This is a genomic window from Algoriphagus sp. (genome assembly GCF_030694375.1).
Lineage (GTDB): Bacteria > Bacteroidota > Bacteroidia > Cytophagales > Cyclobacteriaceae > Algoriphagus.
Genome location: NZ_JAUXYL010000041.1, coordinates 277,856 through 303,018 on the forward strand (window position 1 = coordinate 277,856; position 25,163 = coordinate 303,018).

The window sequence follows — 25,163 nt, forward strand, 5'->3', positions numbered from 1 at the left end:
AAGTAAAAGTCTAAAGCTGAAAGTAAGTAGGCAATGGCAGTTTGCATCTCCAAAATTTAAAATGTATAAGTAACAAATAAACCAATCTCTAATTAACCTTTTTAACCCATGACAAACAGAAGAAACTTTATCAAATCAGCCGGCCTCGCCACAGCAGCAGTGGGCCTCGGGCTACCTCAATTCTCTTTTTCCATGAAAAAAGAAGAGCTGTTTAAAATTTCCCTGGCGGAGTGGTCGCTTAACAAACCCCTTTTCGCCGGAAAAATGAATCATCTGGACTTTGCCATCGAAGCTAAAAAACACGGAATCGACGCGGTGGAGTATGTCAATCAGTTTTTTAAAGACAAAGCCACAGACAAAGCCTACCTCCAGGAAATGAAAAACCGTGCTGATGGCGAAGGTGTGACTTCAGTTCTGATCATGATCGACGGGGAAGGGCAATTGGGGGCTGCGACTTCTGAAGAGCGAGCTAAGACCGTCGAAAACCATAAAAAATGGGTGGAAGCAGCCAAGTTTTTAGGTTGCCATGCCATCCGCGTCAATGCCTACACTTCCGTACCCTACAGCACTGATCCCAAGGAGGAAAAAAAGGCCATCGACGTGTGCAGCTCTACGTTGAGAAGAATCTGTCAATTCGCCAATGATTTTGACATCGATGTGATTGTAGAAAACCACGGAGGATACTCCAGCAATGGGAAATGGCTGGCGCGACTCATCAAAGAAACCGGACATCGGAGAGCAGGCACACTTCCTGATTTTGGGAATTTCCAATTGAACAAAGTAGGTGACAAAATATTCAGCTATGATTCCTACCGAGGAGTGGATGAATTGATGCCTAAAGCAAAAGGAGTGAGTTTGAAGCCAAAGGTTTGGGATGATTTTGGTAAAGAACATCCCTTGGACTATGAGCGAATGATGAAAATCGTGGTAGGTCATAAGTTCAGAGGCTATGTGGGCATCGAGCATGGCGCGCCAGACCGGGAATGGGAAAGCATCGAAGAGATTCGGGTCAATCTGGACATGATCCGCCGGACACTTTCCAATGCATAAAAAATTCAAGGAGGCTCCTAGATCAGAAGGAGCCTCGCTTTTTATTTATTAAGCCGAATCAGCTCAAATGCTAATACATCCTCTTGATTTTCGGGATTATCGGGGTGGTTAATCGAAAGATAGAGCCCCTTTTCGCCTACAAAGAAATTAGTGGGGTAATAGGTGCCTGCTTCAAATCTCCGCTCGGTCAGGATATCTCCATTTTCATCCAAAACTATCACCACAAAAGGTCCCGGACTAGTTCTCAATGTCCTCAATTCCTCATCCGTTTCAAAAGTCACCGTCGGATAGGCAAATCGGTAATAAACTTTCCGATAGGGATCATAGACTAATGACTCATAGCGTGACTTGGAAAAGGCGTATTCATTGATTCCTCTACTATCTACGTCTTTGGCAAAAAAGGGCATTTGCTCATCCAAAAACTGACTTTTGGCATCCTTGGCAGTCCATTCTTCTGAGTTTTGCTCCGCAAGGTAAACGCGGTGATCACCAATAAAAGAACCCAATTTCTTCCCGCCCTGATTGACAATACTGTATTCCAGCTGCTTACTGCCAAGATTTAGGTAATCTCCCGGAAAACCCAAAGGAAGCATTCGAACAGCACCTGTTTCCAGATTAATTGCAGCTTCTAGAGCCAAACTGTCCAGTTGGATTTGGCTATATTCTGTGGGTCTTCTATCCCCACGGACTTTTACAGTAAGTTCTTTCCCGATTACAGCAGGAGGGGATACATAATAGCTGTTATGTGGGAAAATGGTAGAATAGCCTAGGGGCAGCTCGAAGCGGATCCGGTTTTTAATCTTGCCGGAGGTGTCAGTGAGGATGATCCTTTTCCCAAAAGGTGGAAACAGAAAAATGCTGTCCAGACTTTGGACATGAAAATATTGAAAATCAACTCCCTGATCGCCTTCCCGCTCGAAGGTCAACTCCTTGACCAAGCTCTGACTCTCCAGATCGAAGATTTGCAGGGAATTGGTTATCTCGTTAACATTGAAAAGCAGTGGTTTTTCTCCGCCGAAATATTCCAGCCCCATACTGATATTGGGAGTCTGATCATTTAGTGGAAATTTGATTTTTTCGCCGGATGAGACTAAACTCCAAGAAATAACTTCCTCCTTTTTTCCTTGACAGGAAAAAATCAAAACTGAAAAAAGACTTAAGAAAAAAGATAATGCGGTAAACTTGTACATGATAATTGGTTTAGGCTTTAAACTAAAACCAATTTTAAAACTATGAAAGAAATTTTTGGATTTTCTCATTAATAATGAAACAACAACTCGGACAACTCGCTCTTCTGGTCAGCGACTATGACGAAGCCATTCGCTATTTCACAGATGTGTTAGACTTTGAGCTATTGGAAGATACCGTGATGAGTGAAAGCAAACGCTGGGTGAGAGTTTCACCTCCCGGATCCTCTTGTCACTTGCTATTGGCTAAAGCAGCCAATGAAGCTCAGCAGCAGCAAATCGGGTTTCAGGCGGGAGGACGTGTATTTCTGTTTCTTTATACCGATGATTTTTGGAGAGATTATCGAAAATACACTTCCAGGGGTGTGGAATTCGTCCGCGAACCTGCAAAAGAGCCCTATGGAACTGTATCCGTATTTAAGGATTTGTATGGAAATTTGTGGGATTTGATCGAACCCGTAAAACAGTAAGCAGTCTCAGTTTTCAGAATTCAGAAAAATAGTAGCTATGGAACCACAACCCAACAATCCACTTCACGGCATTCGACTGGATGATATCCTGCAGCATTTGGTGGAGTTTTACGGCTGGAAAGAACTCGGCGAACGGATCACGATCCGTTGCTTTACCCATGACCCTTCGATTGGGTCAAGCTTGAAATTTCTCAGAAAAACACCTTGGGCAAGAGAACGGGTGGAGGGGCTTTACCTGAAGTCGCTGAGAGATGGGAAAAAGGAATGACAAAATTGAATTTTTGATTACCTAACTGTATTTGTCGGATGACCGGTGTCAGATGTCCGATCCAAATTCAAGTGTTCCGTAGAATTTTCAACCGCTTGATTAAAACCAGTTTTACCCCAAACAAAGCTTAGATTTTACTTTTTCTCGCTAGTCATCGACTCATAGATGATGTCGTGAATCTTAGTCCGTATACCCTCATTCAAAAGCTTGTTGTTTTCGGCGTCCGGATAAACCCGGTTTGACAGAAAAACATAAACCAGCTGATTTTCTGGGTCCGCCCAAACACAAGTACCGGTAAAGCCTGTATGCCCAAAGGTACTTTTTGGAGCAAACTTGCTTGCCGAACCACCTTTTCCTGCTTCGGGTTCCGGTTTATCCCAACCCCAACCCCGACGGCTTATATTGGATTGGCGCTTGGTAAAGGCATCCACAGTTTCTGGATCGAAGAGCGTAATTCCCCCATAAGTCCCTTTATTCAGCATCAGCTGCATCATGACGGCAAGATCATTGGCAGTACCGAAAAGTCCTGCATGACCAGCGACCCCACCATACATCGCTGCTCCTGGATCATGTACAAAGCCCTGAACCTGACGTTTTCGGAAAGCCACATCGTTTTCTGTCGGTGCAATTTTTTCCAATGGCATTTTGAGATAGGGATTGAATGTCAGCGTCTTTAAACCCAAAGGGGCATAGAAATTTTGATCCAAAAATTCATCCAGTGGCTGGTTGACAATCCGCTCGACCACTGCCTGCATGAAGTACATAGTCAGGTCTGAATAGACATATTTGTAAGGTTTGGGAAGTAATTCAGACTGAACGGTCCAGTTCCAAATACTGTCTCTGAGCGCGTCTTTCCCATACATATCATTCGAAACCGGTCTGCTGAAACCCGTCTCTAATGAGGCCTTATAATAGTCCCCACGCCATTGTCCTGACTGGACGGTTTTGGCATAATAAGGAATGAATGCCTTGAGCCCTGATTCATGAATCATCACATTCTTTAGGACAAGGTTGCCTTTGTTGGTGTTTTTCAGCTCAGGCAAATAATCCCCCAAGGTCTTATTCATATCCAATTCACCACGGCTTTTGAGAAACATTGCCGCTTGCGTGGTCGCAAGTACTTTAGTGACTGATGCCAGATCGTATACCGTTTCTTTAGATACGGGGACTGTCTTTTTGTAGTCTAAAAAGCCGTAAGAACGCTCAAATACCACTTTTCCGTCTTTTAATACCAAAACATTGGCTCCGGGTGCAGCCTGAATCTGAATCATTCGTTGGGCCACTTCATCAATTTTATCCAAAACTTCAGATTTCAATCCCACACTCTCGGGAGTGCCATACGAAAGTCGATTGGCATCTGACAGGTATCCCCCCACTCCATGGGAATATTGTCCGCTGACTGTGACGGGTAAAATCCCCTGACTTGACCTACCTCCAAACAGCACTTGAGGAACAAGCTTTTGTGTTTCGGAGGAGTTCTCATACGCCAAGACTACATTGCCCATCCCTTCCAGGGCTTTGGCCCCATAAGCATTCCCAAACAGGACAGTGACCACTTTTTGCCTTTTCTCCAAGGTTCGGATTAGTTGAATATCCCCGGGAGCAATTCCAAAGGCACGCTGTGGACTGTTAGTCACTCCCATCAAGCCTACCACAATCACATCATAGTCTTCCAATTGCTTAATCAGATTGTAATGGGCAGATTCTCCTGCAGCCTTTTGTACAGTGAAATGGTCTACTTGGGTATAATTTTTTAGATATTGATTAAAAACTTTTCCATCGTCCCCAATTGTCAAGCAGGCAAATTTTCTGAGATCCAAGTTTTGAAAAGGCAAAAGATCACCTTTGTTGGATGCTACGGTGATGGATTCGGCATAAAGCTTTTCAATGACTTCAGCGGTTTTGGGCGTATTGAGACGCTCTGCAATTTTATAGGTATCTATAGGTTTGTACTTATCCAGACCTGCCCAATATTTTGCTTTTAAGATTTTCATGACCCGTCGGTTTATTTCCGACTCTTTAATCAAACCACGCGCTACGGCATCTTTAATAAGAGCTTTGGCCTTGGGGACATCTTGGGAGTATAGTAACACATCATTACCGGCAAGTAGTGCTTTCAGATCTACTTCTCCGGGTTTGCTGAAATTTGCCACACCTTTCATGTTCAGCGCATCAGTGAAAATCAAACCCTGGAAATTCATCCTATTTTGAAGCAAATCGGTCACGATCGGCCTGGAAAGGCTGGAAGGAATATTGGAGCCCTGATCCAAACTAGGGACATTGAGGTGGGCAACCATCACTGACATTAAATCTTCTCTGAAAAGCTCCTGATACGGATATAGATCCACATCCCATATCCGCTTCTCGGCGTGCTTGATCACGGGTAAAGCATAATGACTGTCAGTATCTGTATCACCGTGCCCTGGAAAATGCTTTGCATTGGCAATAACACCATTGTCTTGTAAGCCCTTCATATAGGCAACCGCACGACGAGTGACCGTTTCTTTATTTTCTCCAAAAGCCCGGTATCCAATTACCGGATTGTTGGGATTGGAATTGACATCTACTACCGGAGCAAAGTTGATATGCATCCCCAGTTCCTTAAACTGGCGTGCGATCTCAGCACCCATATCATAAATCAATTTTTGATTTTGAATCGCTCCCAAAGTCATCGCCTTCGGGAAGTTCGGGACGGAATCCAAACGCATTCCTATTCCCCACTCGGCATCCATTGCGATAAAAAGTGGCGTTTTTGATTGAGCCTGATAATAGTTGGTTAGCCTAGCCTGTCGATTTGGTCCTCCCTGAAAAAATATCAAACCGCCCAAATTTTCGGTTTTTACCAAATTGCTGATCTCATCGACATGCTTTTGATCTTTGTTGGAATAGGCTGCTACCATAAAAAGCTGTCCCAATCTTTGATCAAAATTCATGGCTGAAAACACGCTGTCGACCCAATGCTTTTGTTCAACACGATCACTACTGATCAATGGGTCCTCATTGGCCACAAAAGGGTCGACTTTACCTGATGTAGCTATTCCTAGCAACATCAAAAGTGCTATCGGGCCCCAAAGCTTCCTTTTCATTAACGAGATCAATTTTTTATCCTTAACTTTCAAAATATATTTGTGTAGGCTATGAATATATTAAATTCTACGAGTCTTTTCTGCTTTTTTCAAAGCCTGTAAAAGACTTTCAATTGAATGTAACAAAGATTGGGCAACATTACGTGAGGTTTAAGGTTAAAAACGTAAACAAGGGTCTATTCGGTATATTTAATCCTTGAGCCTCCTCGTTTCCCCTAATAGCCGGCCCAAACCCTAACCGAGTTTATTATGAAATTTCCCTCCTTATTCCGTACCGCTTCACCGATGCGGTATGATATCAAACCACGCTACTACGATCCTGTCAAAGAGGAAATCGAACAACGAACCTCCAGAATAAGAAGGGAATTGGCAGAGCAAGGGCTTTTGAATTCGGAAAATGAAGATTCCCTGGAAAATTTTAGCTCTGGAATCCGGGGTTCCTTCTCTCAATACCGAGGAATCAAGCCGAGAGAAACCAGCGTTTTCAGTTCAACTGCTATAATCCGTACCCTTCTATTCTTGGGAATGATCCTAATGGCATTCGGGTACATTTACATTGGGCCTGATATTTTCACTTATCTGCTTTACCTGGGCTTACTGGTTGCCGGGGTTTATTTCTTTTTTAGACTAAAAAATAGGTCAAAAGATGAGTAACATCATCCAACTTCTTCCAGATGCAATTGCCAATCAAATTGCAGCCGGGGAAGTAGTACAGCGCCCTGCTTCCGCCTTAAAGGAACTTTTGGAAAATGCCGTGGATGCTGGCGCAACTCATATTCAAGTAGTGATCAAAGATGCCGGGAAACAGCTGATTCAGGTGATTGACAATGGAAAAGGAATGTCGGCCACCGATGCGCGAATGAGTTTTGAGCGGCACGCGACATCCAAAATCAGAACATCGCAAGATCTTTTTGCAATCCGGACTTTCGGGTTCAGAGGAGAGGCGCTGGCCTCCATTGCCGCTGTAGCCCATGTGGAACTGAAAACGCGACAGACCGAAACCGAACTGGGTACTTTGATTCAAATCGAGGGCTCCGAAGTGAAAAAACAGGAGCCAGTAGCTGTACCGGTAGGAACTTCCGTGGCGATGAAAAATTTATTTTTCAATGTTCCTGCGCGTCGGAATTTCCTGAAATCCAATCCTGTGGAAATGCGTCACATCGTAGACGAATTTCAGCGGGTAGCACTTTCCTATCCGGAAGTCGCCTTTTCACTTTTTCAGCAGGATTTGGAGGTTTTCAGCCTTCCTTCGGGGAAATTGAGTCAACGAATTGTTTCACTTTTTGGCAAAAGTTATCAGGGACAATTAGTCCCCTGCAATGAGGAAACCCCCCATGTCAATGTGAAAGGCTACATCGGGAAACCTGAAAATGCCAAAAAAACCCGTGGAGAGCAGTTTTTCTTTGTCAACAACCGCTACATCAAAAGTTCATACCTGCATCATGCCGTGAGCTCGGCATTTGAAGGGCTGATTCAGAATGATCAATTCCCCTTTTATGTTTTGTTTCTTGACATCGATCCGGCACATATTGACATCAATGTCCATCCCACCAAGACCGAAATCAAGTTTGACGATGAGCGAACTGTCTATGCGGTAATCCGATCAGCAGTGAAGCAAGCCTTGGGAGCACATCATGTGATGCCGGCCCTTGACTTTTCTCTGGATGTGAATTTTCAGGAAAATTGGACCTCAAATCCCGACACCAAGGTGCAAGTCGACCGAGAGTACAGCTATAAAACATTCAACACACCGGAGTTTAAAAAATCATCAGTCTCAGGCTGGGAACGCTTATTTGAAGGGAATTTTACTCCTACCCCATCTGCGGTACAGAATTCTGAGGAAGACCAGGAAATCCTGACCTTCCCAAGTCGGGCCACCTCGGATGAATCGAGATTTTTGATTCCTCCTCAGGAATCCGAGGCAACCGGCACTACATTTCAGGTTGAGTTGAGCTACATCATCGCACAAATGTCAACAGGATTACTGATCGTAGATCAACAATCCGCACATGAACGAATCTTATATGAGCGCTACTTACGGCAACTTCAATCCTCCCAAGGTGCTTCTCAGCAATGTCTTTTCCCTCCGACAGTCCAACTGAATGCCGGAGATTTTGCCTTGGTGATGGATATGCTTCCGGAGCTTTATAGTTTGGGGTTTATTGTGGAGGAATTTGGCAAGGATACAGTTTTGATTCAAGGCGTGCCCGCAGATGTGCAGGTAAAAAATGAAAAAGAACTTTTTGAAGGTTTGGTGGAGCAGTTTAAAAACTTCAAAAATGAGCTTTCTCTGGATAAACGGGAAAATTTGGCCCGCTCACTTTCGCGCAGAGCCTCTATCAAAAAGGGGCAAAAGCTGAACCCTCAGGAGATGGAAACACTGGTTGGTCAGCTTTTTGCCAGCCAAAACCCGAATTATTCCCCTGCGGGGAACAAAACTTTCGTGAAATTGGATTTAAGTAGCATTCACTCCTTCTTCGGAAAATAACATGTTTAGAAATATCACCCCGGTCGTACAAAATCTTCTACTGATCAACATTATCGTTTTTTTGGTTGCAAATTTTGTTTTTCCCGTTTTGAATGAATGGTTTGCACTTTATTTTATTCAAAGTCCTTATTTCAAGCCATTCCAATTCCTGACTTACATGTTTATGCATGCCGATTTTTGGCACCTTTTCAGCAACATGTTCGGTCTATTGATTTTTGGCCCACTGCTGGAGCAATTTTTGGGACCAAAAAAATTATTCATTCTCTGGATGGTTTGCGGTATTGGTGCAGGAGTCCTGTATTCAGGCTATTCCATGTATGAGTATAAAAAATTAGAGGACAAGGTGCTTACCTTTGAAGCTGATCCCGATCCTGAATATTTCAACAAACTTGTTTTAGAAAATCGAGGGTATTTTTCCCCGGAAGTATTTGATTTTGTGGGCGATTTCAGCAGAAATCCCGAGGATCCAATGTTTATCGAACGGGCAGAAAAAACACTTCAGGCGATCCTGAGGCTACGATCCAATCAGCCTATGGTCGGTGCATCAGGTGCCCTTTTTGGAATTTTAGTGGCCTTTGCCATGCTTTTCCCCAACACACAGCTGTTCTTACTGTTTCCACCTATGCCTGTCAAGGCAAAATATTTGGTGGGAGTCTATGCACTTTATACCATTTACAACGTATTCGTAAATAACCCGACAGATAATGTGGCTCATTTTGCCCACTTGAGTGGCTTGGTGGTTGGGGCAGTATTGGTTTACAATTGGAAAAAGGACAGAAATAGCTTCTATTGATATGTACGGTGGTTTTTGGGATAATCTAAAGAATGCCTTCCGGCATGGCGACAACAGCCTTTTTAAGCTGATTGCGATAAATATTCTGGTATTTTTTGGTCTGTTGATCGTCCGTGTAATATTTACAATCAGCGGATTTGGGGAGCTATACAAAGCAGCTTTGAGCTACCTGATGATGCCGGCTTATCTTCCTAAAATAGCCACACAGCCTTGGTCAATTCTAAGCTACATGTTTTTGCACGAAGGATTATTTCACATCCTTTTCAATATGCTTTTTCTCTATTGGTTTGGGATGCTGATCCACCAATACCTTGGAAGTAGAAAGCTTGCAAACTTGTATATTTTAGGCGGGATTTTCGGAGCCTTGTTTTATGTTCTGATCTACAATCTTGCACCCTACTTTAGTGGATCGGTAGAAAGCTCGATGATGCTTGGAGCTAGTGCAGGGGTATTTGCGATAGTTGTTGGTGCAGCGACTTTGACCCCCAATACAACTTTCTTTTTGCTGATCCTCGGGCCAGTGAAGATTGTTTACATCGCAGCATTTTATGTGATTTTGTCTTTTGCCAACTCAATTGGAGCAAACGCCGGGGGAGAAATCGCTCACTTGGGAGGAGCACTTTTAGGCTATTTCTATATCGTACAACTTCGGCGGGGTACTGACTTGGGGGTTCCTGTTCAGAAAATCGGGATATTCTTCGAAAACCTTTTTAGTCGCAATCGAAGCAATGTCAAAGTGAGTTATCGAAAAGCAAAGACAGGCAACAATGGAGGTTTTGGTGGCTTCTCATCCAAACCAAACGTGAGTCCAGCTCAAAAAAACCAAGAAACTACGCAAGAAGACATCGATAAAATCCTGGATAAAATCGCGGAAAAGGGCTATGATGCCCTGAGCAAAGAAGAGAAAAGGAAGTTGTTTGAGTTTAGTAAGAAATAAGATTCAAAGGATTTCAGCTGAATCCCTTGTATATTCTTAAAGCGGAAAAGCCAAGCCTACCCGAAAGCTGGGTTCTTGCCTAAACTGGCTTTGAAACTTAAACTCAGTGCTCAAGCCCACCCATTCCGTCAATACGATGTAAGCCCCTACACCAGCATTGGCGCCCACATAGTCTCGTTTTGTGCCGGGTTGACCGGGTTGATTGTTTTCAAAAGTCTGACTGTATCCGGCAAGAAAATAAAGCTGGGAAGGGCCTTCTGTGACATAGTATCGAAGATCGAAACTGAAATTGCTGAAGTTTCCCACTTTCGGGAAAAATTTAGTAAAGCTTGGCATTACCGCAAACTTGTCTGCAAAAAAGAATTCAAGACCAGCAGCTGCCCCAAATTCATTGAATCTGAAGCCATACGTCCCAAGGGCATGAATCCGGGAATCCCCTTTTTCCTGAGCCGTTGAAAATGTGGAAACCCCAACGCAGAGTACAAAAACAAGCAAAGCCTTTTTCATTTTTCTAAGTTTTCCGAAAAAGGTAAGAGGCTTTGCTGAGTTTTGCAAGTGACTATTCAATGACTTTGACCACTCTGCCTAATCTTCCTTCGGCATCCATTCCCTCCACAATGATCAATTGCCGCTTAGCAACATCCGTATTATAGAACTCAAGCTTCGCTTTGCCTGCGGCATCAGTTTTTATTGAAGGATTCCAATAGATCGTCGCTCTGCTGTCTGTGATGGCATTTTCAGCAGTTTTCACGTCATACTTCGGGCTGTAAAATTCTCGCGGTGAAGCATAGCCTCCGTATTTGGTAACCAAGGTGCCCCCTACACTTTTGTAATTCATTCCCGAGCCGGTTTTGGTATATACTGCGATGACACCATTGGCACCCTGTGCACCAAAAATCGCAGCACGTGCAGGATCTTTGAACACATCTATACTCGATACATCCCTGGGATTGATCTGAAGTAGAGTTCCCGCATCCACAGGTGCATTATCCAGTAAGTAAAGTGGATCAGTACCGGCATTTGCAGATCCCACACCTCTGATCCGAACGGATACCGCCAAACCTGAAACAAACACCTGAACACCCGAGACCCGTCCTTGGATCAGTTGAAAAACATTGGTAAAGGCAATAGTGCCCGGTATTTTGTCCGGATTGATGGTGACATCTCCTGTTCCATACATTTTCCGGATTTCTTCATCTTCTCTTTCAATCGTCTTAGCCTCCACGGTGACTCCCTCCAAGTCAAGGATATTTTGATCATCCTTCATTTGTTGCAGTAGGTTTCTTTCAGCAAAAGTGGCCGCCAAACCTTCCGGCCAGACGATCTGATGAGGATACTCTCCTTCGATTTTTGAAAATACGGCATCAGGCTCAATGATACTCACATCCACAAATGTTTTGACCCGATTGTCCACTGCTGTTATGGTGACCGTAACCGAATCTTGATAGTCCAATTCGGTAAAAATAAATCTGCCGTTTGGTCCAAATTCTGAGGACACAATTTCTACTCCATCACCCAAAATCGCATTGACTTTACCTCCGCCAAGTCCCTTCTTGGTTTCAGTTTGTTCTTTGACTTGACCTTCGATATTGATTCCCCGCTCAATAAAATTTTTGATTTCAGGCAGTTTACCCGCCATTACATCATCCCAAGAGAAACGTCTCCATCCGTGAGTCAACATCACCAAATCAAGCAACTCTAAGGTCTCTGCTTCCTGATTCTTGAAGTAATGCCCGGGCTGATGGATTTTCCCCCGCAAGTCTGATGTCAGTAATAAGGAGGAAAATATAGAGCCGAAGGAATCCGACTCATCGCTCACCTGATCCGCGTCTGTCACAGCCATGGAAAATGAGCCTTCCATGGGCTGATTTTGGAATAAACTGGAGAGATCTAAGCCAATTTTCCCTCTCGGATTGATAGGACCGGAGCTGTTTAGCTCAAGTTTCAAAAAGTCATCTTTTTGAACAAAAATCAGCCGCTCCAATAAGGGCTTACCATCTGAACTCAAAATCGTAATATGATTGATGCCGGTAATCAAATTTTCCCTTGGAATCCGAACCCCCCAAACGCCGTTGGCCAAAACCCCCTGAATCATGTAATTGATCACTCCCCGAGTCTGAGAAACCAGCAAAAGTGAATTAGGCTCGTATTCGCCTTGTACAAAAACTGTAACAAAAGAGGCAGATGGATTATTGACTACCTGAACTACCAAGCCTCGGGAATCTGCTTTTGGAAGTGAAACAGATCTCGTCTCACCTGTTTTTGGATTGGTAATATTGGCAGCATTATCCGCTTTTGTTGGAGTGAATTCCAGCTTTCCCATCCCTCCGAAACGCGACGAAAATCCCTGTCCTTCAATTTCCCCCCGGATCTCTACGGGCGTCCCATCAGGGTCTATAGCCCGAAATGCCACATTTGATTTTTTCCCAATCACTAAATGTCCTCCCTCAGGAAGAAACTGAATATCCGCCAGTTTTAATGCATAAGGAAGCCGAATGATTTGAGTGACCGGATAATCTCCGTTTTCAAAATAGGTTAGTTCAAGGCTTTGGCTTGGGTTTGCCTTTTCAGGGATGGAGAATGAAAAGGATGCTTGACCCTGCCCATTCAAAGAAAGTGATTGCTTGTGCAGTTGAGTTTCTCCAGCCAACGCTCTTAACTCTAATGTTTGATTGCTAAGCGGATTACCAGAGGTGGAAACTGCTTCAATTTCCACCTGATATTTGACTTGTCCTGCCGAGGCACTGATTTCTTTGAAGTCAACTTTGGGCAAAAAAGAGCCCGCCGCACCATCTACCACCACAAATGAACTGCTGAGAAAATAGGCCTCGTCAAAATTCCTCATCCATGCGGTGTAAGCTTTGATCTGATAGGTTCCTGTTTTTCCAAATCTTGGGATTTTAAAGTCTCCGGCACCAAGACCATTTTCGATTCTTACTTTTCGCTGTTCAAGCAAGAGTCCTTCACCATCGAATATATCGACGTAAAGTGTGCGGCTTAGCGGAGAGGGGATTTGATTGCTCCCAGCCAATAAATACGCACTAAACCAAACATCTTCCCCAAGCGTGTAGGTTCGCTTGTCTAGATGAAGGTAGGATTTCTCAGTTGGGAATTCTCTTTGGATACTTTGAAAATAAGTTTGGATCTTTTCAGGGAGACTTTCCTGCCCAAAACTTGGAATTGCAATAAGAAACAAGGCCGCTGTAAGCAGCTTGGAAAAAAAGATTTTCATCGGTAGAATAGTTGGTTGTTAAAATCGAAAGTAATAAAACTACTTCTTGTTTTAAATACAAATAAAAAACTCTTAAATATTGTTTAGCTGTGCCACTTCGTTTTTGTTGGCCAGCTGACCGCAGGCAGCGTCGATGTCCTGACCTCGGGATTTTCGGACCTTGGCGATGATACCGTTTTGCTCCAATATCCGCACATACATGTCCACCGCCTCTTGTTTTGCCTGACGAAACTCACCTTCATCGATCGGATTGTATTGGATCAGATTCACTTTGGAAGGAATGATTTTGCAAAATTTAGCCAGTGCCCGGGCGTGCTTTTCGTCGTCGTTGATCCCATCCCAAATGACGTATTCATAAGTCACTTTCCGCTTGGTCTTTTGGTACCAATACTTCAGGGCTTCTCCCAGTTCCTCCACGGGATTGGAATCGTTGATTGGCATGAGTCGGGATCGAGTCTCATTGATCGCGGAGTGAAGCGAAACGGCAAGGTTGAATTTGACTTCGTCGTCAGCCATTTTACGGATCATTTTGGTCACGCCGACTGTAGAGAGTGTGATTCGGCGGGGTGCCATCCCCAGGCCTTCGGGCGAAGTGATTTTATCAATCGCCTCAATCACATTGGCATAATTCAGAAGTGGCTCCCCCATCCCCATGAAAACAATGTTGGTAAGCGGACGCTGGAAGTAAGTTTCCGCCTCTTCTTTGATCGCCACTACCTGATCATAAATTTCTCCCGGAGTGAGATTTCGCATGCGCTTTAACCGTGCGGTCGCACAAAAATTGCAATCAAGACTGCATCCTACTTGAGAGGACACACAGGCAGTGATTCGTTTGGTGGTGGGGATAAGTACCGATTCTACAATTTTATCATCAAAGAGTTTAACTGCATTTTTGATCGTGCCGTCAGAGCTATGCTGCATCAAATCCACTTGGATATGATTGATGATAAAGTTTTCCTTCAACATTTCCCTTGTAGAAAGGGAAATGTTGCTCATATCGTCGAAATTTTTGAGCGATTTATTCCAAAGCCAGTCGTAGACTTGCTTGGCTCGGAATTTTTTTTCTCCATTGGCTAAAAAATACTCCTCCAATTCGGTCAGGCTGAGTTTTCGAATGTCGATTTTCTGATTTTCCACGGGGCAAAGGTAAGTGTTGAAAGATTGGAAAATTCCAAAATTGGAAAATTGTAAGCGAGTGGGATGGTGGGAAAGCTGGAAGTTGGTAAGGTTGTAAATTGTCAGCGTATTGGCATATCCAAGAAATGCATTCAATATATAACACGAGTCTCGCTTTAGGTATAAATTTTATCAATCTTTATCCCATCTCCTTTTATCATAAAAAAGCAGGGGATTCAGGAACTTATGACGTATTTTTGCACTTGAAATAGCAAAATCACCCTATGCGCCAATCTTGGTGGAAAATCCTTGCAATCGGTCTCCTGCTGTACACACTCACTGCCGGATTGATTATGGATGTGCCTCGGCTTCCGATCCTAAACGAAACGATCCGTGCACTTCACTTTCACGTGACTATGTGGTTCGGAATGATTCTGATGTTGGTAGTTGCTGTCATTTACAGCATCAAATACCTGCGAAGCAATAATCTGCGACACGACGACATGGCGATAGAATTTACCAATGCAGCCATCCTATTCGGAGTTTTGGGGATTTTGACCGGTATGCTTTGGGCAAAATTCACCTGGGGAGATTATTGGAGTGGCGATCCTAAGCAAAATGCATCAGCCATAGGGATTTTGATGTATTTCGCTTATCTGATTCTCCGAGGCAGCATCACTGATCCACAGCAAAGAGCGCGGATCGGCGCAGTCTACAACATCTTTGCTTTCGCAGCCTTTATTCCGTTGATTTTCGTATTGCCCCGTCTCACTGACAGCCTGCATCCGGGAAATGGCGGAAATCCGGGATTCAATGCTTATGATCTGGATTCCAAGCTTCGAATGATCTTCTATCCTGCAATCCTTGGATGGACACTTTTGGGAGCATGGATAGCAACAGTACGGGTCAGAATCCGTCAAGCCGAACGAGTATTGGAGGACAGTATTATAAATTCCCGATAAATGAAATCGAGTTTACAGCAAGTGACACTTTACTGATTATCAGCCATGCGACCTGCCTGCAGCAGACAGGGATGGCCATTGAAAATCAAATTATAAACACATGAAAAAATTATTGACAATAGCCCTGCTAGTTTTTTCTTTAAGTGCGTTGGCACAGGAGAAAATTCCGGTGACTGATTCTGATTATTCCAACAATTCAGTGGAAATGGCAGATCTAATGCGCGCAGATGGAAAAATCTATGTGTTGGTTGGAATCATTGTAATCATTTTCGCCGGAATCACAGTTTATGTGATCAATACCGACCGGAAGATTACCAAACTTGAAAAAAATCTTCCCTCTTAATTTTCTATTCCTATGAAGAAAGGACACATCATCGGCCTCGGAATTATAGCCATCGCGATTGTCATCATCATGACTTCAATCGGCGATGCAAGCAGCTATGAAAACTTTAAGACGGCTTGGGAAATGAAGGAAGGTGGAGAAGATAAGTCAATCCACGTAGTGGGGCAGTTGAAAAAAGATGCAACGGGTCAAGTGACTGGACTGGAAGTGCGAGAAGATAAAACCTCCTTCACTTTTCTTTTAATTGACAACGAAGGCACCGAACAGAAGGTGTTTTACAACGAACCGGTCCCTGCAGATTTTCAGCGCTCAGAACAAGTGGTCGTAATCGGTTCATATCGGGAAAAAGAAATTTTCGTAGCGGATAAAATCCTGATGAAGTGTCCATCCAAGTATCAGGAAACTGATGTGAAGGCGGCAGGAATGTGATGTTGAAAGCTATCTCAAGTAAAAAATCATGATCAATACCTTTGTGGGTAATCTTGGCCACCTGATGACCATCGTGGCTTTTGTGAGTGCATTGGTGACGGCTTACGCCTACGTGCAGTATTTCCGTGCCAACGAAATTGAAAAAGCGAGTTGGAGACGATTTAGCAGAATCAGCTTTTACATTCATACAGCTTCGACTGTGATGATTGCTTTTTCACTTTTTGAAATCATCTACAATCACCGCTACGAGTACTTTTATGCTTATTCACACTCTTCCAAAGCACTGCCTGTTCATTACATGATCTCCAGTTTCTGGGAAGGTCAGGAGGGGGCGTTCATCCTTTGGGCTTTCTGGAACGTGATTTTGGGTGTAATTCTCATCCAGACCAACAAATTCTGGGAAGCACCGGTCATGGTGGTTTTTGCCTTGGTTCAGGCATTTTTGATTTCCATGATTATGGGTGTGGTGATAGGGGATTTGAAGATTGGAAGTTCACCCTTTATGCTTCTGCGAGACGCTACGCAGGCTCCTATCTTCCAATTGAATCCTGACTTTGTCCCGGAAGATGGGACGGGTTTGAATCCGCTTTTGCAAAATATATGGATGGTCATTCACCCTCCGACGCTGTTCTTGGGATATGCCTCAACATTGGTTCCTTTTGCTTTCCTTATTGGCGGCTTGGTGACAAAAAAATATTCTGAATGGATTCGACCGGCCTTGCCTTGGGCGATTTTCTCTGCGATGATTTTGGGGATGGGAATTATCATGGGTGCGTATTGGGCCTATGTGACCTTAAACTTCGGTGGGTATTGGAACTGGGATCCCGTGGAAAATGCCGTGTATGTTCCCTGGTTGATTTTGGTGGCCTCGATCCATACGATGATCACCTTCAAGAAAAGCGCAACCGCCCTTAAAACCTCTATCGTACTGGTCATATTGAGCTTCATTCTGGTGCTATACGCTACTTTTTTGGTGAGATCAGGGGTACTTGGAGACGCATCGGTTCACTCATTTACCGACTTGGGACTATCTGGTCAATTGTTGATTTACATGTTATTTTTCTTGGTCATTGCTGTGTTTTTGGCAGCTCGGGCATGGAAGCATATTCCAACTTCCGAGAAGGAAGCCTCTGTTTACTCCAGAGAATTTTGGATATTCTTGGGTGCTGTGACATTGGGTTTGATGGCCTTTCAGGTCATTTTGCCTACTTCTATTCCTGCCTGGAATGCATTGGTAGAAAGCTTCGGTGGAATCTCAAATATGGCACCTCCTGCTAATCAGGTAGAGTTTTACACCAAATTTCAGCTATGGTTTGCAGTGGCAATTGCTCTGCTGACCTCTGTTGGTCAGTTTTTCTGGTGGCAAAAAATCGATAAAAAAGCGTTAAAAGATGCTTTGGTTACTCCATATATTGTTTCAGTGTTGATATCGGCCGCAATCATCGTTTTGGCAAAAGTCTACGACTGGAAATACATCATCATCGTATTGGCTGGCACGTTTACGATCGTAGCCAATGCGGTCATATTGATGAAAATCCTTAAGAAATCAACTTTCAAATTGGCCGGTGGCTCTTTGGCACATATCGGATTGGGGCTGATTTTGATCGGAATCATGTTCAGTTCCGGCTACTCGGATGTTATTTCCATCAATATGTCGGGGCTCACCTACAGCAACAGCTGGGAGGATGAGATGAACAAAGAACATGTCCTCCTTTGGATCAACAAGCCCACCCAAATGAAAGACTACACGGTAATCTACCGAGGTCGCCAGAAAAAAGTGGTGGGGGTCAATGAGTATGTGCCTGCCAAACTCCTTGAATCGACTGGTAAAGTCAATGAAGCTATTGCTTTGGCAGATTTTAAAGATCATTTCAAAAAAGGAGATGTAGTAAAGATTGTTCTTGAAGAAAACGACTATTTCAAAATCGATTACCTGCAGAACGAAACCTTGAAATTTTCTCTAAGTCCAATGTCACAATTCAATGCAGGTATGGGCGGTCTGATCTCTTCTCCGGATTCCAAGATTTACCTAAATAAAGATTTGTACACCTACGTGGCAGCGATGAACGACTCTGAGGATCCTGAATGGAAAGAGGATGAGACATACGAGGCAACACCGGGTGAGCAATTTTATATCGCTGACTTTGTGACCTATTTTGACGGCGCTGAGGTCCTCAAAGAGGTGGACGGATACCAACTCCAGGAAGGTGATATTGCCGTGAAGGCAAAGCTCCGAATTTTGGATTATGATGTAGAAAAAAGTATTGAGCCCACCTTTATCATCCGAAATAATCAAATCGGAAAACTCCCTGTAATCGACACAGAACTTGGTATCAAGGTGAGTTTGGAAAATATCCTCCCGGAGCAAAATAAGTTTGTGTTCAAGGTCAACCAATATCAAAAAGACTATGTGGTCATGAAGGCTATCGTGAAACCCTACATCAATGTACTTTGGATCGGAACAATAATTATGTTGATCGGATTTACGGTCGCTATTTTCCGCCGATTTGATGAATTCCAAAAGATGCGGGATAAGGGATTAGAGTAATTTGATTTCGGATTTCGGATTTCGGATTTCGGATTTTTTCCCGTTCCAATCCGAAATCGCATATCCCACATCCGAAATCCGCTAACTTTGCGTCATGTTAGATTTCAAGCAGATACTGTCTGTATCACTGATCCTTTTCTCCGTAATAGATATTTTGGGTTCGATCCCGATAGTCATCAACCTTCGGAAAAAAGTAGGTCACATTAAGTCAGAGCGAGCCACGCTCGCTGCAGGACTTTTGATGATCGCGTTTTTACTGGTTGGCGAATCGATTTTGAAATTATTCGGGATTGGAGTGAGCGATTTTGCCATTGCAGGAGCCTTAATCATTTTTGCTTTAGGAGCGGAAATGATCCTAGGCATCGAACTTTTCAAGCCTGATCCGGAGGCCACTTCAAGTGCCTCTATTGTTCCTATTGCATTTCCTCTGATCGCAGGTGCAGGAACACTCACCACCATCTTGACTTTAAAAGCGGAATTCGAACAGGTCAATATTGCTGTCGGTATTCTGCTGAATCTGATTTTTGTTTATGCAGTTTTGAAAAGCACCACTTGGCTGGAAAGTAAACTTGGAAGATCTGGACTGGATGTTTTAAGAAGAATTTTCGGGATCATTTTGCTTTCTATTGCTGTCAAAATTTTCAAAACAAATGCCTTCCCTGTTGAGGTCTTTAATTAATTTTAAAAAAGGAGTTTCAGCGATTTTCCCGATTTTCACCACATGATTATCATTTTTACAGACGGAGCAGCCAAAGGAAATCCCGGTCCGGGTGGCTATGGGGCTGTTCTCAAATTCGGTCAACACCGTAAGGAATTGTCTGAAGGATTTCGCCTTACTACCAATAACCGCATGGAGCTTTTGGCTGTGATTCGGGCCTTGCAGGAACTGAAATCCACCGAATTCCCGGTACATATCTACTCCGACAGCAAGTACGTCGTAGATGCGATCGAAAAAGGTTGGCTTTGGGGCTGGCAGAAAAAAGGCTTTAAAGACAAAAAAAACCCGGATCTCTGGCTTCGATACATTCCGCTACACCTGAAATACAAGCCCAAATTCTTTTGGGTAAAAGGGCATGCCGGACATGCCGAGAATGAACGCTGCGACCAATTAGCAGTAGCAGCAGCAGAAGGTTACGGATTGAAAGCTGATACGGGCTACGAAGAAAGTCTGAAAGGAAAGGCTGGATCTGGGCTTTTTTGAACATTCTAAAATAAGTCACTTCATTTTCCTAAAAAGTATAAATCGCATTGCCTTTCCCTCAGGGTTTGATATTTTTGTTCGAGTCCTGTGCAAAGGGAATTTACTCCTGCCCTGCTAAAATTTTCTCTTTGGTTTTTCCTTTTTATGTCATTAGAAGTCTCCCACTTAAGTAAATTTTATGGCAACCAAAAAGCACTCGATGAAGTGAGCTTTTCGGCTACTCCGGGGAGAATATTGGGGTTTCTTGGCCCAAACGGTGCCGGAAAATCCACAACGATGAAAATCATCACGGGTTACCTCAGCGCTGATGCTGGTCAAGTGAAAATACTGGGGGAAAACGCGTTGGAAAACCCCAAATTAGTCAGCCCAAAAATTGGCTATCTGCCTGAAAACAACCCACTCTACCTTGACCTGTATGTCCGTGAATTCCTCGAATTTTCGGGAGGCCTTTATGGGATGAGATCCTCGCACATCCGATCCCGAGTGGAAGAGTTGGTAAGAAAAACAGGACTTTCAACTGAACAGCACAAGAAAATCGGCCAACTTTCCAAAGGTTACCGGCAACGGGTTGGATTGGCCCGGGCATTAATTCACGATCCTCAAGTGGTGATTTTGGATGAGCCTACTACAGGCCTGGATCCAAATCAATTGGTCGAAATCCGGAATTTAATCTGTGAAATCGCCAAGGATAAAACGTTGATCTTCTCCACCCATATCATGCAGGAAGTTGAGGCAATCTGTCATGATGTAGTAATCATCAACAAAGGAAGGATCCTGGCTGCAAGTCCGCTGTCCGAACTTAAAGCAGGATCAGGTCAAGTAGAATTAATTCTGGAAACTGAGGAGGAATTGGAATTGATGTGGTTTGAAAAACTTGGAAAGGTCAAGTTTGGCAGCAAAGGAAATCAGCAATTGGTAATCGAAACAGCCGACCCTGGCGAAACGAGAAAAGTGCTGATGCAACTTATTGCCGAGCGGGGCCTGAACCTGAACAGCCTAAACCAATCCAAGAAAAATCTCGAAACCCTTTTTAGAGAAATTACCCAAAACCTATGAGGAGTCTTTATATAAGAGAAATCAACGCCTTTTTTGGAAGCCTTACCGGCTACTTGATTCTGGCATTGTTTCTTGTCGCATTAGGTTTGATCGTTTGGGTTTTTCCCGAAAGCTCGGTTTTGGATTATGGTTTTGCAGATCTGGAAGCCCTTTTTTCCTACACACCCTACGTTTTTACGTTTTTGATTCCTGCACTGTCCATGCGAGCTATCTCCGAAGAACGAAAAACAGGTACTTGGGAGCTTTTAAGGACTTCTCCACTTTCACTGATTCAAATCATCTCGGCAAAATACCTCGCCTTAGTTACTTTGGTTTTTTTGGCAGTCTTACCTACCCTTCTTTACGCCTACAGTATTGTGCAGCTTGGGGAACCGGTCGGAAATCTTGATTTAGCTGGCTTCTTTGGAAGCTGGATCGGACTGTTGATGATAGGTGCCACTTTTGCCGCAGTAGGACTTTTTGCCAGCTCATTGACTTCCCAGCAGGTAGTTGCCTTCGTATTGGGTGTTTTTCTTTGCTTTGTGCTGTATTTTGGTTTCACAGCCTTGTCGGAAATTCTTTCCGGTGACATCGCCTATTGGGTTGAGGAACTTAGCTTGAGTTATCATTACATCAGCCTTAGCCGCGGAGTGATAGACAGCCGGGATTTATTTTTCCTTCTGGGAATGATTTGGGTGTTTTTGGGAGCTTCTGTTTTGGTTTTAAGAAACAAATGAAAAAATCAGGACTCTATACCGCAAAACCCTATCTGACCCTTTTAGCGGGGATTTTGATCTTGCTTTTACTGGGACAATTACTTCGATTTCGAATTGATTTGACAGCTGAAAAGCGATTCTCCGTTCATCCCGCCACCAAGGAATTATTGGAAAGTCTGGATCGGCCGATTCATGTGGATATACTTTTGACAGGAAAAAATCTTCCGGGTGGCATGCGAAGATTACAAAAATCAATGGAGGAAACCGTTCGGACATTTAACGCCTATTCTTCGGAAAATATCACAGTTTCCTATTTTGACCCACTGACGGTGACAGATTCACTTCAGGAGGAATTCATCTTCACTTTAGCCGATTATGGCATCAATCCAACCAATGTTTTTTTCAATCAAAATTCAGGACAGCAGACACAATTGATTTTTCCGGGGATTTTGGTGGCCGATGATGAATACGAAACCGGCGCACTGATTCTGAAAGGCGAGCAGGGAATGTCTCCGGATCAGATTTTGAATACATCCATCGAAAATCTGGAGTTTGAACTTAGCAATGCCATCCGAAAACTGGTCAATCCCGAGAAGGGAGCCATTGCATTGATCATCGGTCACGGAGAACTTTCCGAAGATGACGGTTTTGGAATAGTAGAAGCACTTGATGGTCAATATGAGGTCTTCAAAGTTCCCCTTGACCAAGCTAAGTCTATTCAGGATTTGAGTACTTTTGGGACGATTTTTATTGTCGGCCCCAAGCTTACTTACACTGATCGTGAGCTTTATCTCTTGGATCAGTATGTGATGCAAGGAGGAAATCTTGTAATTGCTGCAGAGGGAGTCGAAGTGAATATAGCAGAAGCAGGAGGAAATGGCACCTTCTCTTTTCCCCTAGAAAATGAACTGGATCGCCTGCTCTTCCGCTATGGGGTAAGAATCAACAAGGACCTAATTCAGGATCTAAACTTTAGCTTCATCCCAGTAATGGGGGGCAATTTTGGAAATCAAGAACAACTGGTTCCATTGCCTTGGCCATTTTATTTCAATGCAGGAAGAGTCAATACTCATCCGATCACCAAAACCCTGGATCAGGTCAATTATAGATTTGCGAGTAGTTTAGACACAGTCAAGGCAGATGGGGTGATTAAGACCCCCTTGATTTTTGGATCAGAAAGTGCAAAAATCATTCCTGCGCCATCAAGAGTGGCATTTTCGGATATGGAAAAAGCACCGAAAATGGAAGAATTCACCTTGCGCAACTTGCCTTTGGCTTATTTGCTGGAAGGTGAATTTACCTCACTTTTCAAAAACAGATTTGTACCCGAAGACTTTTCAAAAGACGATTTTAAGGAAAGCGGACGAGGAAAAGTAGTTGTTTTTGGCGATGGTTCGGTATTTCAAAGCCAGCTAAGCTTACAGGGAAAGCAGCCTTTGTTATTAGGTGAAGATCCTTTTGCCCAAACTACCTACGCCAATAAGCAATTGCTCCAAAACCTTGTTCAATTCCTCAGTGATCCGGAAGGCATCATAGCTTCCCGAACCCGATCACTACAAATCCGACCATTGAACAAAGTAAAAATCAGCCAACAGAAAACTTTTTGGCAGGGAGTCAATGTGGCGCTTCCTGTTCTGATTTTAAGTCTCTTGGGTGGAATAATACTTTATCTCAGAAAGCGTAGGTATTCCACTACCTGATTTAGGTTAATGTGAAATGCCCATGAGAAAGATTCTCACACAGGGGGATGATTATCAAAGGGCATTCCATGTGGCCTTTTAAAAAACAAATTATAAACACATGAAATCGAGCATGACCCTGCGGTGTCACACACTGGAATGATTATCAAACTTGCGAGATTCCATCTGACAAAAAAACCAAATTATAAACAGATGAAATTAACAGGATAAATTTTCGGGGAAAGGGATTTTCGACCCATCGAATTAGCATTTTATTTATAAATTTACCCCGCTGGACTTAAACTAAATACTAAGCCCTACGATATGAAATCGAGCGTTAGTCAAACATCCCCTATTGGGATGATCATTTGTAATGCGAGATTCCATGTGACCACTAAAATAAAATCATAAACACATGAAATTTATTGTTTCCTCTTCTGCTTTGCTCAAGCAACTTTCGGCCATCAACGGTGTCGTAACAACGAATCCGGTTGTTCCTATTTTGGAGAACTTCCTTTTTGAGATCAAAGATTCCGAACTGACCATAACTGCTTCTGATTTGCAGACTTCCATGATGACACAGCTTCATGTCGAGGCAAAAGAGGATGGAAATATTGCAGTACCAGCGCGTATTCTGATCGAAACTTTGAAGAATCTACCTGAGCAGCCGGTAACCTTCAGCATCGATCATGACACCTACGCAGTCGAAATAAGCTCAGACAACGGTCGCTACAGACTGGCCGGTGAGAATGCGACGGATTTCCCAAAAATCCCAACCGTAAACAACGCAACAACTGTGGATATGTCCACAGAGGTGCTATCCTCTGCCATTTCAAACACCATTTTCGCAACAAGCTCTGATGAACTCAGGCCTGCAATGACTGGTGTTTACATCAATTTGAGCGATACGAATACAACATTTGTGGCAACAGATGGTCATAGACTAGTACGGTACAGAAGGGTGGATATCGCTTCGCAAAACAGTACCAGCCTAATCATCCCAAGGAAAGCGCTCAACTTGTTGAAATCAACTCTGCCCGGTGAAAATGTACCTGTCACCGTGGAATTCAACCAATCCAACGCCTACTTCAAGTTTAACAATATCAAGATGATCTGCCGTCTGATAGACGAGCGCTATCCTGATTACGAAAATGTGATTCCGGTGGACAATCCAAACCGCATGAACATTGACCGATTGGAGCTGTTGGGATCTTTGCGAAGAATTGCAATCTATGCAAATAAGACTACACACCAGGTTAGATTGAAATTGACTGGCAGTGAATTGATGATCTCTGCAGAAGACCTGGACTTCTCCAACGAGGCAAACGAACGTCTTTCTTGCGATCACGAAGGTGAAGACATCGAAATCGGATTCAATGCCAAGTTCTTGGTGGAAATGCTCAATAATCTGAGCTGCAAAGAAGTTAGCTTAAGATTCAGCGCTCCAAATAGGGCTGGTCTGATTCTCCCTGCCGAACAGGATGCTAATGAAGACATCCTCATGCTCGTAATGCCAGTAATGCTTAACAATTACGTATAACCTCAACCAATAATTTTAACCCAAAGTCCGAATCGATGATTCGGACTTTTTTTGTGGGTTGGGATTTGAGAAAGGATTTCTAA

Annotated in this window: 22 protein-coding genes; 17 read left to right on the plus strand and 5 right to left on the minus strand. The window is 43.5% G+C overall.

The window, feature by feature from the left end; translation table 11 throughout:
- Positions 1 to 108: 108 nt before the first annotated feature.
- Positions 109 to 1,050: a TIM barrel protein gene (locus tag Q8M62_RS17090; RefSeq protein ID WP_304899347.1), complete on the plus strand. Its 942-nt coding sequence runs from the start codon at positions 109 to 111 to the stop codon at positions 1,048 to 1,050.
- A gap of 41 nt (positions 1,051 to 1,091) precedes the next feature.
- On the opposite strand, the gene Q8M62_RS17095 is transcribed toward Q8M62_RS17090, so the two are convergent.
- Complete coding sequence (locus tag Q8M62_RS17095; RefSeq protein WP_304899348.1) at positions 1,092 to 2,240, minus strand: DUF4221 family protein; 1,149 nt, start codon at positions 2,238 to 2,240, stop codon at positions 1,092 to 1,094.
- 74 nt (positions 2,241 to 2,314) lie between these two features.
- Between Q8M62_RS17095 and Q8M62_RS17100 the strand changes: the two genes are divergently transcribed.
- Together Q8M62_RS17100 and Q8M62_RS17105 are read left to right on the plus strand one after the other, a co-directional pair.
- On the plus strand, positions 2,315 to 2,707 hold the full coding sequence (locus Q8M62_RS17100) for a VOC family protein (protein ID WP_304899349.1): 393 nt from the start codon (positions 2,315 to 2,317) through the stop codon (positions 2,705 to 2,707).
- A gap of 37 nt (positions 2,708 to 2,744) precedes the next feature.
- Entirely contained in the window at positions 2,745 to 2,975 is a 231-nt protein-coding gene (locus Q8M62_RS17105) for a VF530 family protein (protein ID WP_304899350.1), read from the plus strand.
- A gap of 134 nt (positions 2,976 to 3,109) precedes the next feature.
- Here the strand turns inward: Q8M62_RS17105 and Q8M62_RS17110 are convergent, their stop codons facing one another.
- Entirely contained in the window at positions 3,110 to 6,061 is a 2,952-nt protein-coding gene (locus Q8M62_RS17110) for a glycoside hydrolase family 3 N-terminal domain-containing protein (RefSeq protein ID WP_304899351.1), read from the minus strand.
- Between the two features lie 249 nt (positions 6,062 to 6,310).
- Between Q8M62_RS17110 and Q8M62_RS17115 the strand changes: the two genes are divergently transcribed.
- Genes Q8M62_RS17115 through Q8M62_RS17130 form a run of 4 tightly spaced genes read left to right on the plus strand, consistent with a single transcriptional unit; the run spans position 6,311 to position 10,279 of the window.
- Entirely contained in the window at positions 6,311 to 6,715 is a 405-nt protein-coding gene (locus tag Q8M62_RS17115) for a hypothetical protein (protein ID WP_304899352.1), read from the plus strand.
- On the plus strand, positions 6,708 to 8,549 hold the full coding sequence (gene mutL / locus Q8M62_RS17120; protein ID WP_304899353.1) for a DNA mismatch repair endonuclease MutL: 1,842 nt from the start codon (positions 6,708 to 6,710) through the stop codon (positions 8,547 to 8,549). The genes Q8M62_RS17115 and mutL overlap by 8 nt, the downstream gene beginning before the upstream one ends.
- Before the next feature lies 1 nt (position 8,550).
- Positions 8,551 to 9,342: a rhomboid family intramembrane serine protease gene (locus tag Q8M62_RS17125; RefSeq protein ID WP_304899354.1), complete on the plus strand. Its 792-nt coding sequence runs from the start codon at positions 8,551 to 8,553 to the stop codon at positions 9,340 to 9,342.
- A 1-nt stretch (position 9,343) separates the two neighbouring features.
- Positions 9,344 to 10,279: a rhomboid family intramembrane serine protease gene (locus tag Q8M62_RS17130; protein ID WP_304899355.1), complete on the plus strand. Its 936-nt coding sequence runs from the start codon at positions 9,344 to 9,346 to the stop codon at positions 10,277 to 10,279.
- A gap of 36 nt (positions 10,280 to 10,315) precedes the next feature.
- Here Q8M62_RS17130 and Q8M62_RS17135 read toward each other — a convergent pair whose 3' ends face one another.
- The 3 genes from Q8M62_RS17135 to rlmN form a co-directional block, all read right to left on the minus strand.
- A complete protein-coding gene (locus Q8M62_RS17135) occupies positions 10,316 to 10,786 on the minus strand; it encodes a hypothetical protein (RefSeq protein WP_304899356.1) in 471 nt (156 codons plus the stop codon).
- 52 nt (positions 10,787 to 10,838) lie between these two features.
- Positions 10,839 to 13,511, minus strand: a complete 2,673-nt coding sequence (locus tag Q8M62_RS17140; RefSeq protein WP_304899357.1) for a TonB-dependent receptor plug domain-containing protein — start codon at positions 13,509 to 13,511, stop codon at positions 10,839 to 10,841.
- Between the two features lie 72 nt (positions 13,512 to 13,583).
- The gene (gene rlmN, locus Q8M62_RS17145; RefSeq protein WP_304899431.1) at positions 13,584 to 14,648 is read right to left on the minus strand and encodes a 23S rRNA (adenine(2503)-C(2))-methyltransferase RlmN; all 1,065 of its coding nucleotides are present in this window, start codon (positions 14,646 to 14,648) and stop codon (positions 13,584 to 13,586) included.
- Between the two features lie 263 nt (positions 14,649 to 14,911).
- On the opposite strand from rlmN, the gene ccsA (Q8M62_RS17150) reads away from it, so the two are divergent.
- From ccsA (Q8M62_RS17150) to dnaN, 10 genes are all read left to right on the plus strand, one after another.
- Complete coding sequence (gene ccsA / locus Q8M62_RS17150; RefSeq protein WP_304899358.1) at positions 14,912 to 15,589, plus strand: cytochrome c biogenesis protein CcsA; 678 nt, start codon at positions 14,912 to 14,914, stop codon at positions 15,587 to 15,589.
- Positions 15,590 to 15,689: 100 nt separating this feature from the next.
- Positions 15,690 to 15,932 (plus strand): CcmD family protein, encoded by a 243-nt coding sequence (locus Q8M62_RS17155; protein WP_304899359.1) that lies wholly within the window; start codon positions 15,690 to 15,692, stop codon positions 15,930 to 15,932.
- Between the two features lie 12 nt (positions 15,933 to 15,944).
- Positions 15,945 to 16,361: a cytochrome c maturation protein CcmE gene (locus Q8M62_RS17160; RefSeq protein ID WP_304899360.1), complete on the plus strand. Its 417-nt coding sequence runs from the start codon at positions 15,945 to 15,947 to the stop codon at positions 16,359 to 16,361.
- A gap of 28 nt (positions 16,362 to 16,389) precedes the next feature.
- Positions 16,390 to 18,909, plus strand: coding sequence for a cytochrome c biogenesis protein CcsA (gene ccsA, locus Q8M62_RS17165; RefSeq protein ID WP_304899361.1), 2,520 nt, complete (start codon positions 16,390 to 16,392; stop codon positions 18,907 to 18,909).
- Between the two features lie 94 nt (positions 18,910 to 19,003).
- On the plus strand, positions 19,004 to 19,588 hold the full coding sequence (locus tag Q8M62_RS17170) for a MarC family protein (protein ID WP_304899362.1): 585 nt from the start codon (positions 19,004 to 19,006) through the stop codon (positions 19,586 to 19,588).
- Positions 19,589 to 19,630: 42 nt separating this feature from the next.
- A complete protein-coding gene (rnhA, locus tag Q8M62_RS17175) occupies positions 19,631 to 20,110 on the plus strand; it encodes a ribonuclease HI (protein ID WP_304899363.1) in 480 nt (159 codons plus the stop codon).
- Positions 20,111 to 20,254: 144 nt separating this feature from the next.
- Positions 20,255 to 21,166, plus strand: a complete 912-nt coding sequence (gldA, locus tag Q8M62_RS17180) for a gliding motility-associated ABC transporter ATP-binding subunit GldA (protein WP_304899364.1) — start codon at positions 20,255 to 20,257, stop codon at positions 21,164 to 21,166.
- Complete coding sequence (gldF, locus tag Q8M62_RS17185; protein WP_304899365.1) at positions 21,163 to 21,882, plus strand: gliding motility-associated ABC transporter permease subunit GldF; 720 nt, start codon at positions 21,163 to 21,165, stop codon at positions 21,880 to 21,882. Before gldA ends, gldF begins: the two co-directional genes overlap by 4 nt.
- Entirely contained in the window at positions 21,879 to 23,561 is a 1,683-nt protein-coding gene (gene gldG / locus Q8M62_RS17190) for a gliding motility-associated ABC transporter substrate-binding protein GldG (protein ID WP_304899366.1), read from the plus strand. The genes gldF and gldG overlap by 4 nt, the downstream gene beginning before the upstream one ends.
- Before the next feature lie 394 nt (positions 23,562 to 23,955).
- The gene (dnaN, locus tag Q8M62_RS17195) at positions 23,956 to 25,080 is read left to right on the plus strand and encodes a DNA polymerase III subunit beta (RefSeq protein WP_304899367.1); all 1,125 of its coding nucleotides are present in this window, start codon (positions 23,956 to 23,958) and stop codon (positions 25,078 to 25,080) included.
- Positions 25,081 to 25,163: the final 83 nt, after the last annotated feature.

Excerpts from the sequence above, each read along its gene's own strand:
- Q8M62_RS17115 (WP_304899352.1), top strand. The coding sequence starts at position 6,311 with ATGAAATTTCCCTCCTTATTCCGTACCGCTTCACCGATGCGGTATGAT.
- Q8M62_RS17105 (WP_304899350.1), top strand. The coding sequence starts at position 2,745 with ATGGAACCACAACCCAACAATCCACTTCACGGCATTCGACTGGATGAT.
- gldG (WP_304899366.1), top strand. The coding sequence starts at position 21,879 with ATGAAAAAATCAGGACTCTATACCGCAAAACCCTATCTGACCCTTTTA.
- mutL (WP_304899353.1), top strand. The coding sequence starts at position 6,708 with ATGAGTAACATCATCCAACTTCTTCCAGATGCAATTGCCAATCAAATT.
- Q8M62_RS17160 (WP_304899360.1), top strand. The coding sequence starts at position 15,945 with ATGAAGAAAGGACACATCATCGGCCTCGGAATTATAGCCATCGCGATT.
- rnhA (WP_304899363.1), top strand. The coding sequence starts at position 19,631 with ATGATTATCATTTTTACAGACGGAGCAGCCAAAGGAAATCCCGGTCCG.
- Q8M62_RS17100 (WP_304899349.1), top strand. The coding sequence starts at position 2,315 with ATGAAACAACAACTCGGACAACTCGCTCTTCTGGTCAGCGACTATGAC.
- Q8M62_RS17110 (WP_304899351.1), bottom strand. The coding sequence starts at position 6,061 with ATGAAAAGGAAGCTTTGGGGCCCGATAGCACTTTTGATGTTGCTAGGA.
- Q8M62_RS17155 (WP_304899359.1), top strand. The coding sequence starts at position 15,690 with ATGAAAAAATTATTGACAATAGCCCTGCTAGTTTTTTCTTTAAGTGCG.
- gldA (WP_304899364.1), top strand. The coding sequence starts at position 20,255 with ATGTCATTAGAAGTCTCCCACTTAAGTAAATTTTATGGCAACCAAAAA.
- ccsA (WP_304899358.1), top strand. The coding sequence starts at position 14,912 with ATGCGCCAATCTTGGTGGAAAATCCTTGCAATCGGTCTCCTGCTGTAC.
- Q8M62_RS17170 (WP_304899362.1), top strand. The coding sequence starts at position 19,004 with ATGTTAGATTTCAAGCAGATACTGTCTGTATCACTGATCCTTTTCTCC.
- ccsA (WP_304899361.1), top strand. The coding sequence starts at position 16,390 with ATGATCAATACCTTTGTGGGTAATCTTGGCCACCTGATGACCATCGTG.
- Q8M62_RS17095 (WP_304899348.1), bottom strand. The coding sequence starts at position 2,240 with ATGTACAAGTTTACCGCATTATCTTTTTTCTTAAGTCTTTTTTCAGTT.
- Q8M62_RS17135 (WP_304899356.1), bottom strand. The coding sequence starts at position 10,786 with ATGAAAAAGGCTTTGCTTGTTTTTGTACTCTGCGTTGGGGTTTCCACA.
- Q8M62_RS17140 (WP_304899357.1), bottom strand. The coding sequence starts at position 13,511 with ATGAAAATCTTTTTTTCCAAGCTGCTTACAGCGGCCTTGTTTCTTATT.
- Q8M62_RS17125 (WP_304899354.1), top strand. The coding sequence starts at position 8,551 with ATGTTTAGAAATATCACCCCGGTCGTACAAAATCTTCTACTGATCAAC.
- dnaN (WP_304899367.1), top strand. The coding sequence starts at position 23,956 with ATGAAATTTATTGTTTCCTCTTCTGCTTTGCTCAAGCAACTTTCGGCC.
- Q8M62_RS17130 (WP_304899355.1), top strand. The coding sequence starts at position 9,344 with ATGTACGGTGGTTTTTGGGATAATCTAAAGAATGCCTTCCGGCATGGC.
- Q8M62_RS17090 (WP_304899347.1), top strand. The coding sequence starts at position 109 with ATGACAAACAGAAGAAACTTTATCAAATCAGCCGGCCTCGCCACAGCA.
- gldF (WP_304899365.1), top strand. The coding sequence starts at position 21,163 with ATGAGGAGTCTTTATATAAGAGAAATCAACGCCTTTTTTGGAAGCCTT.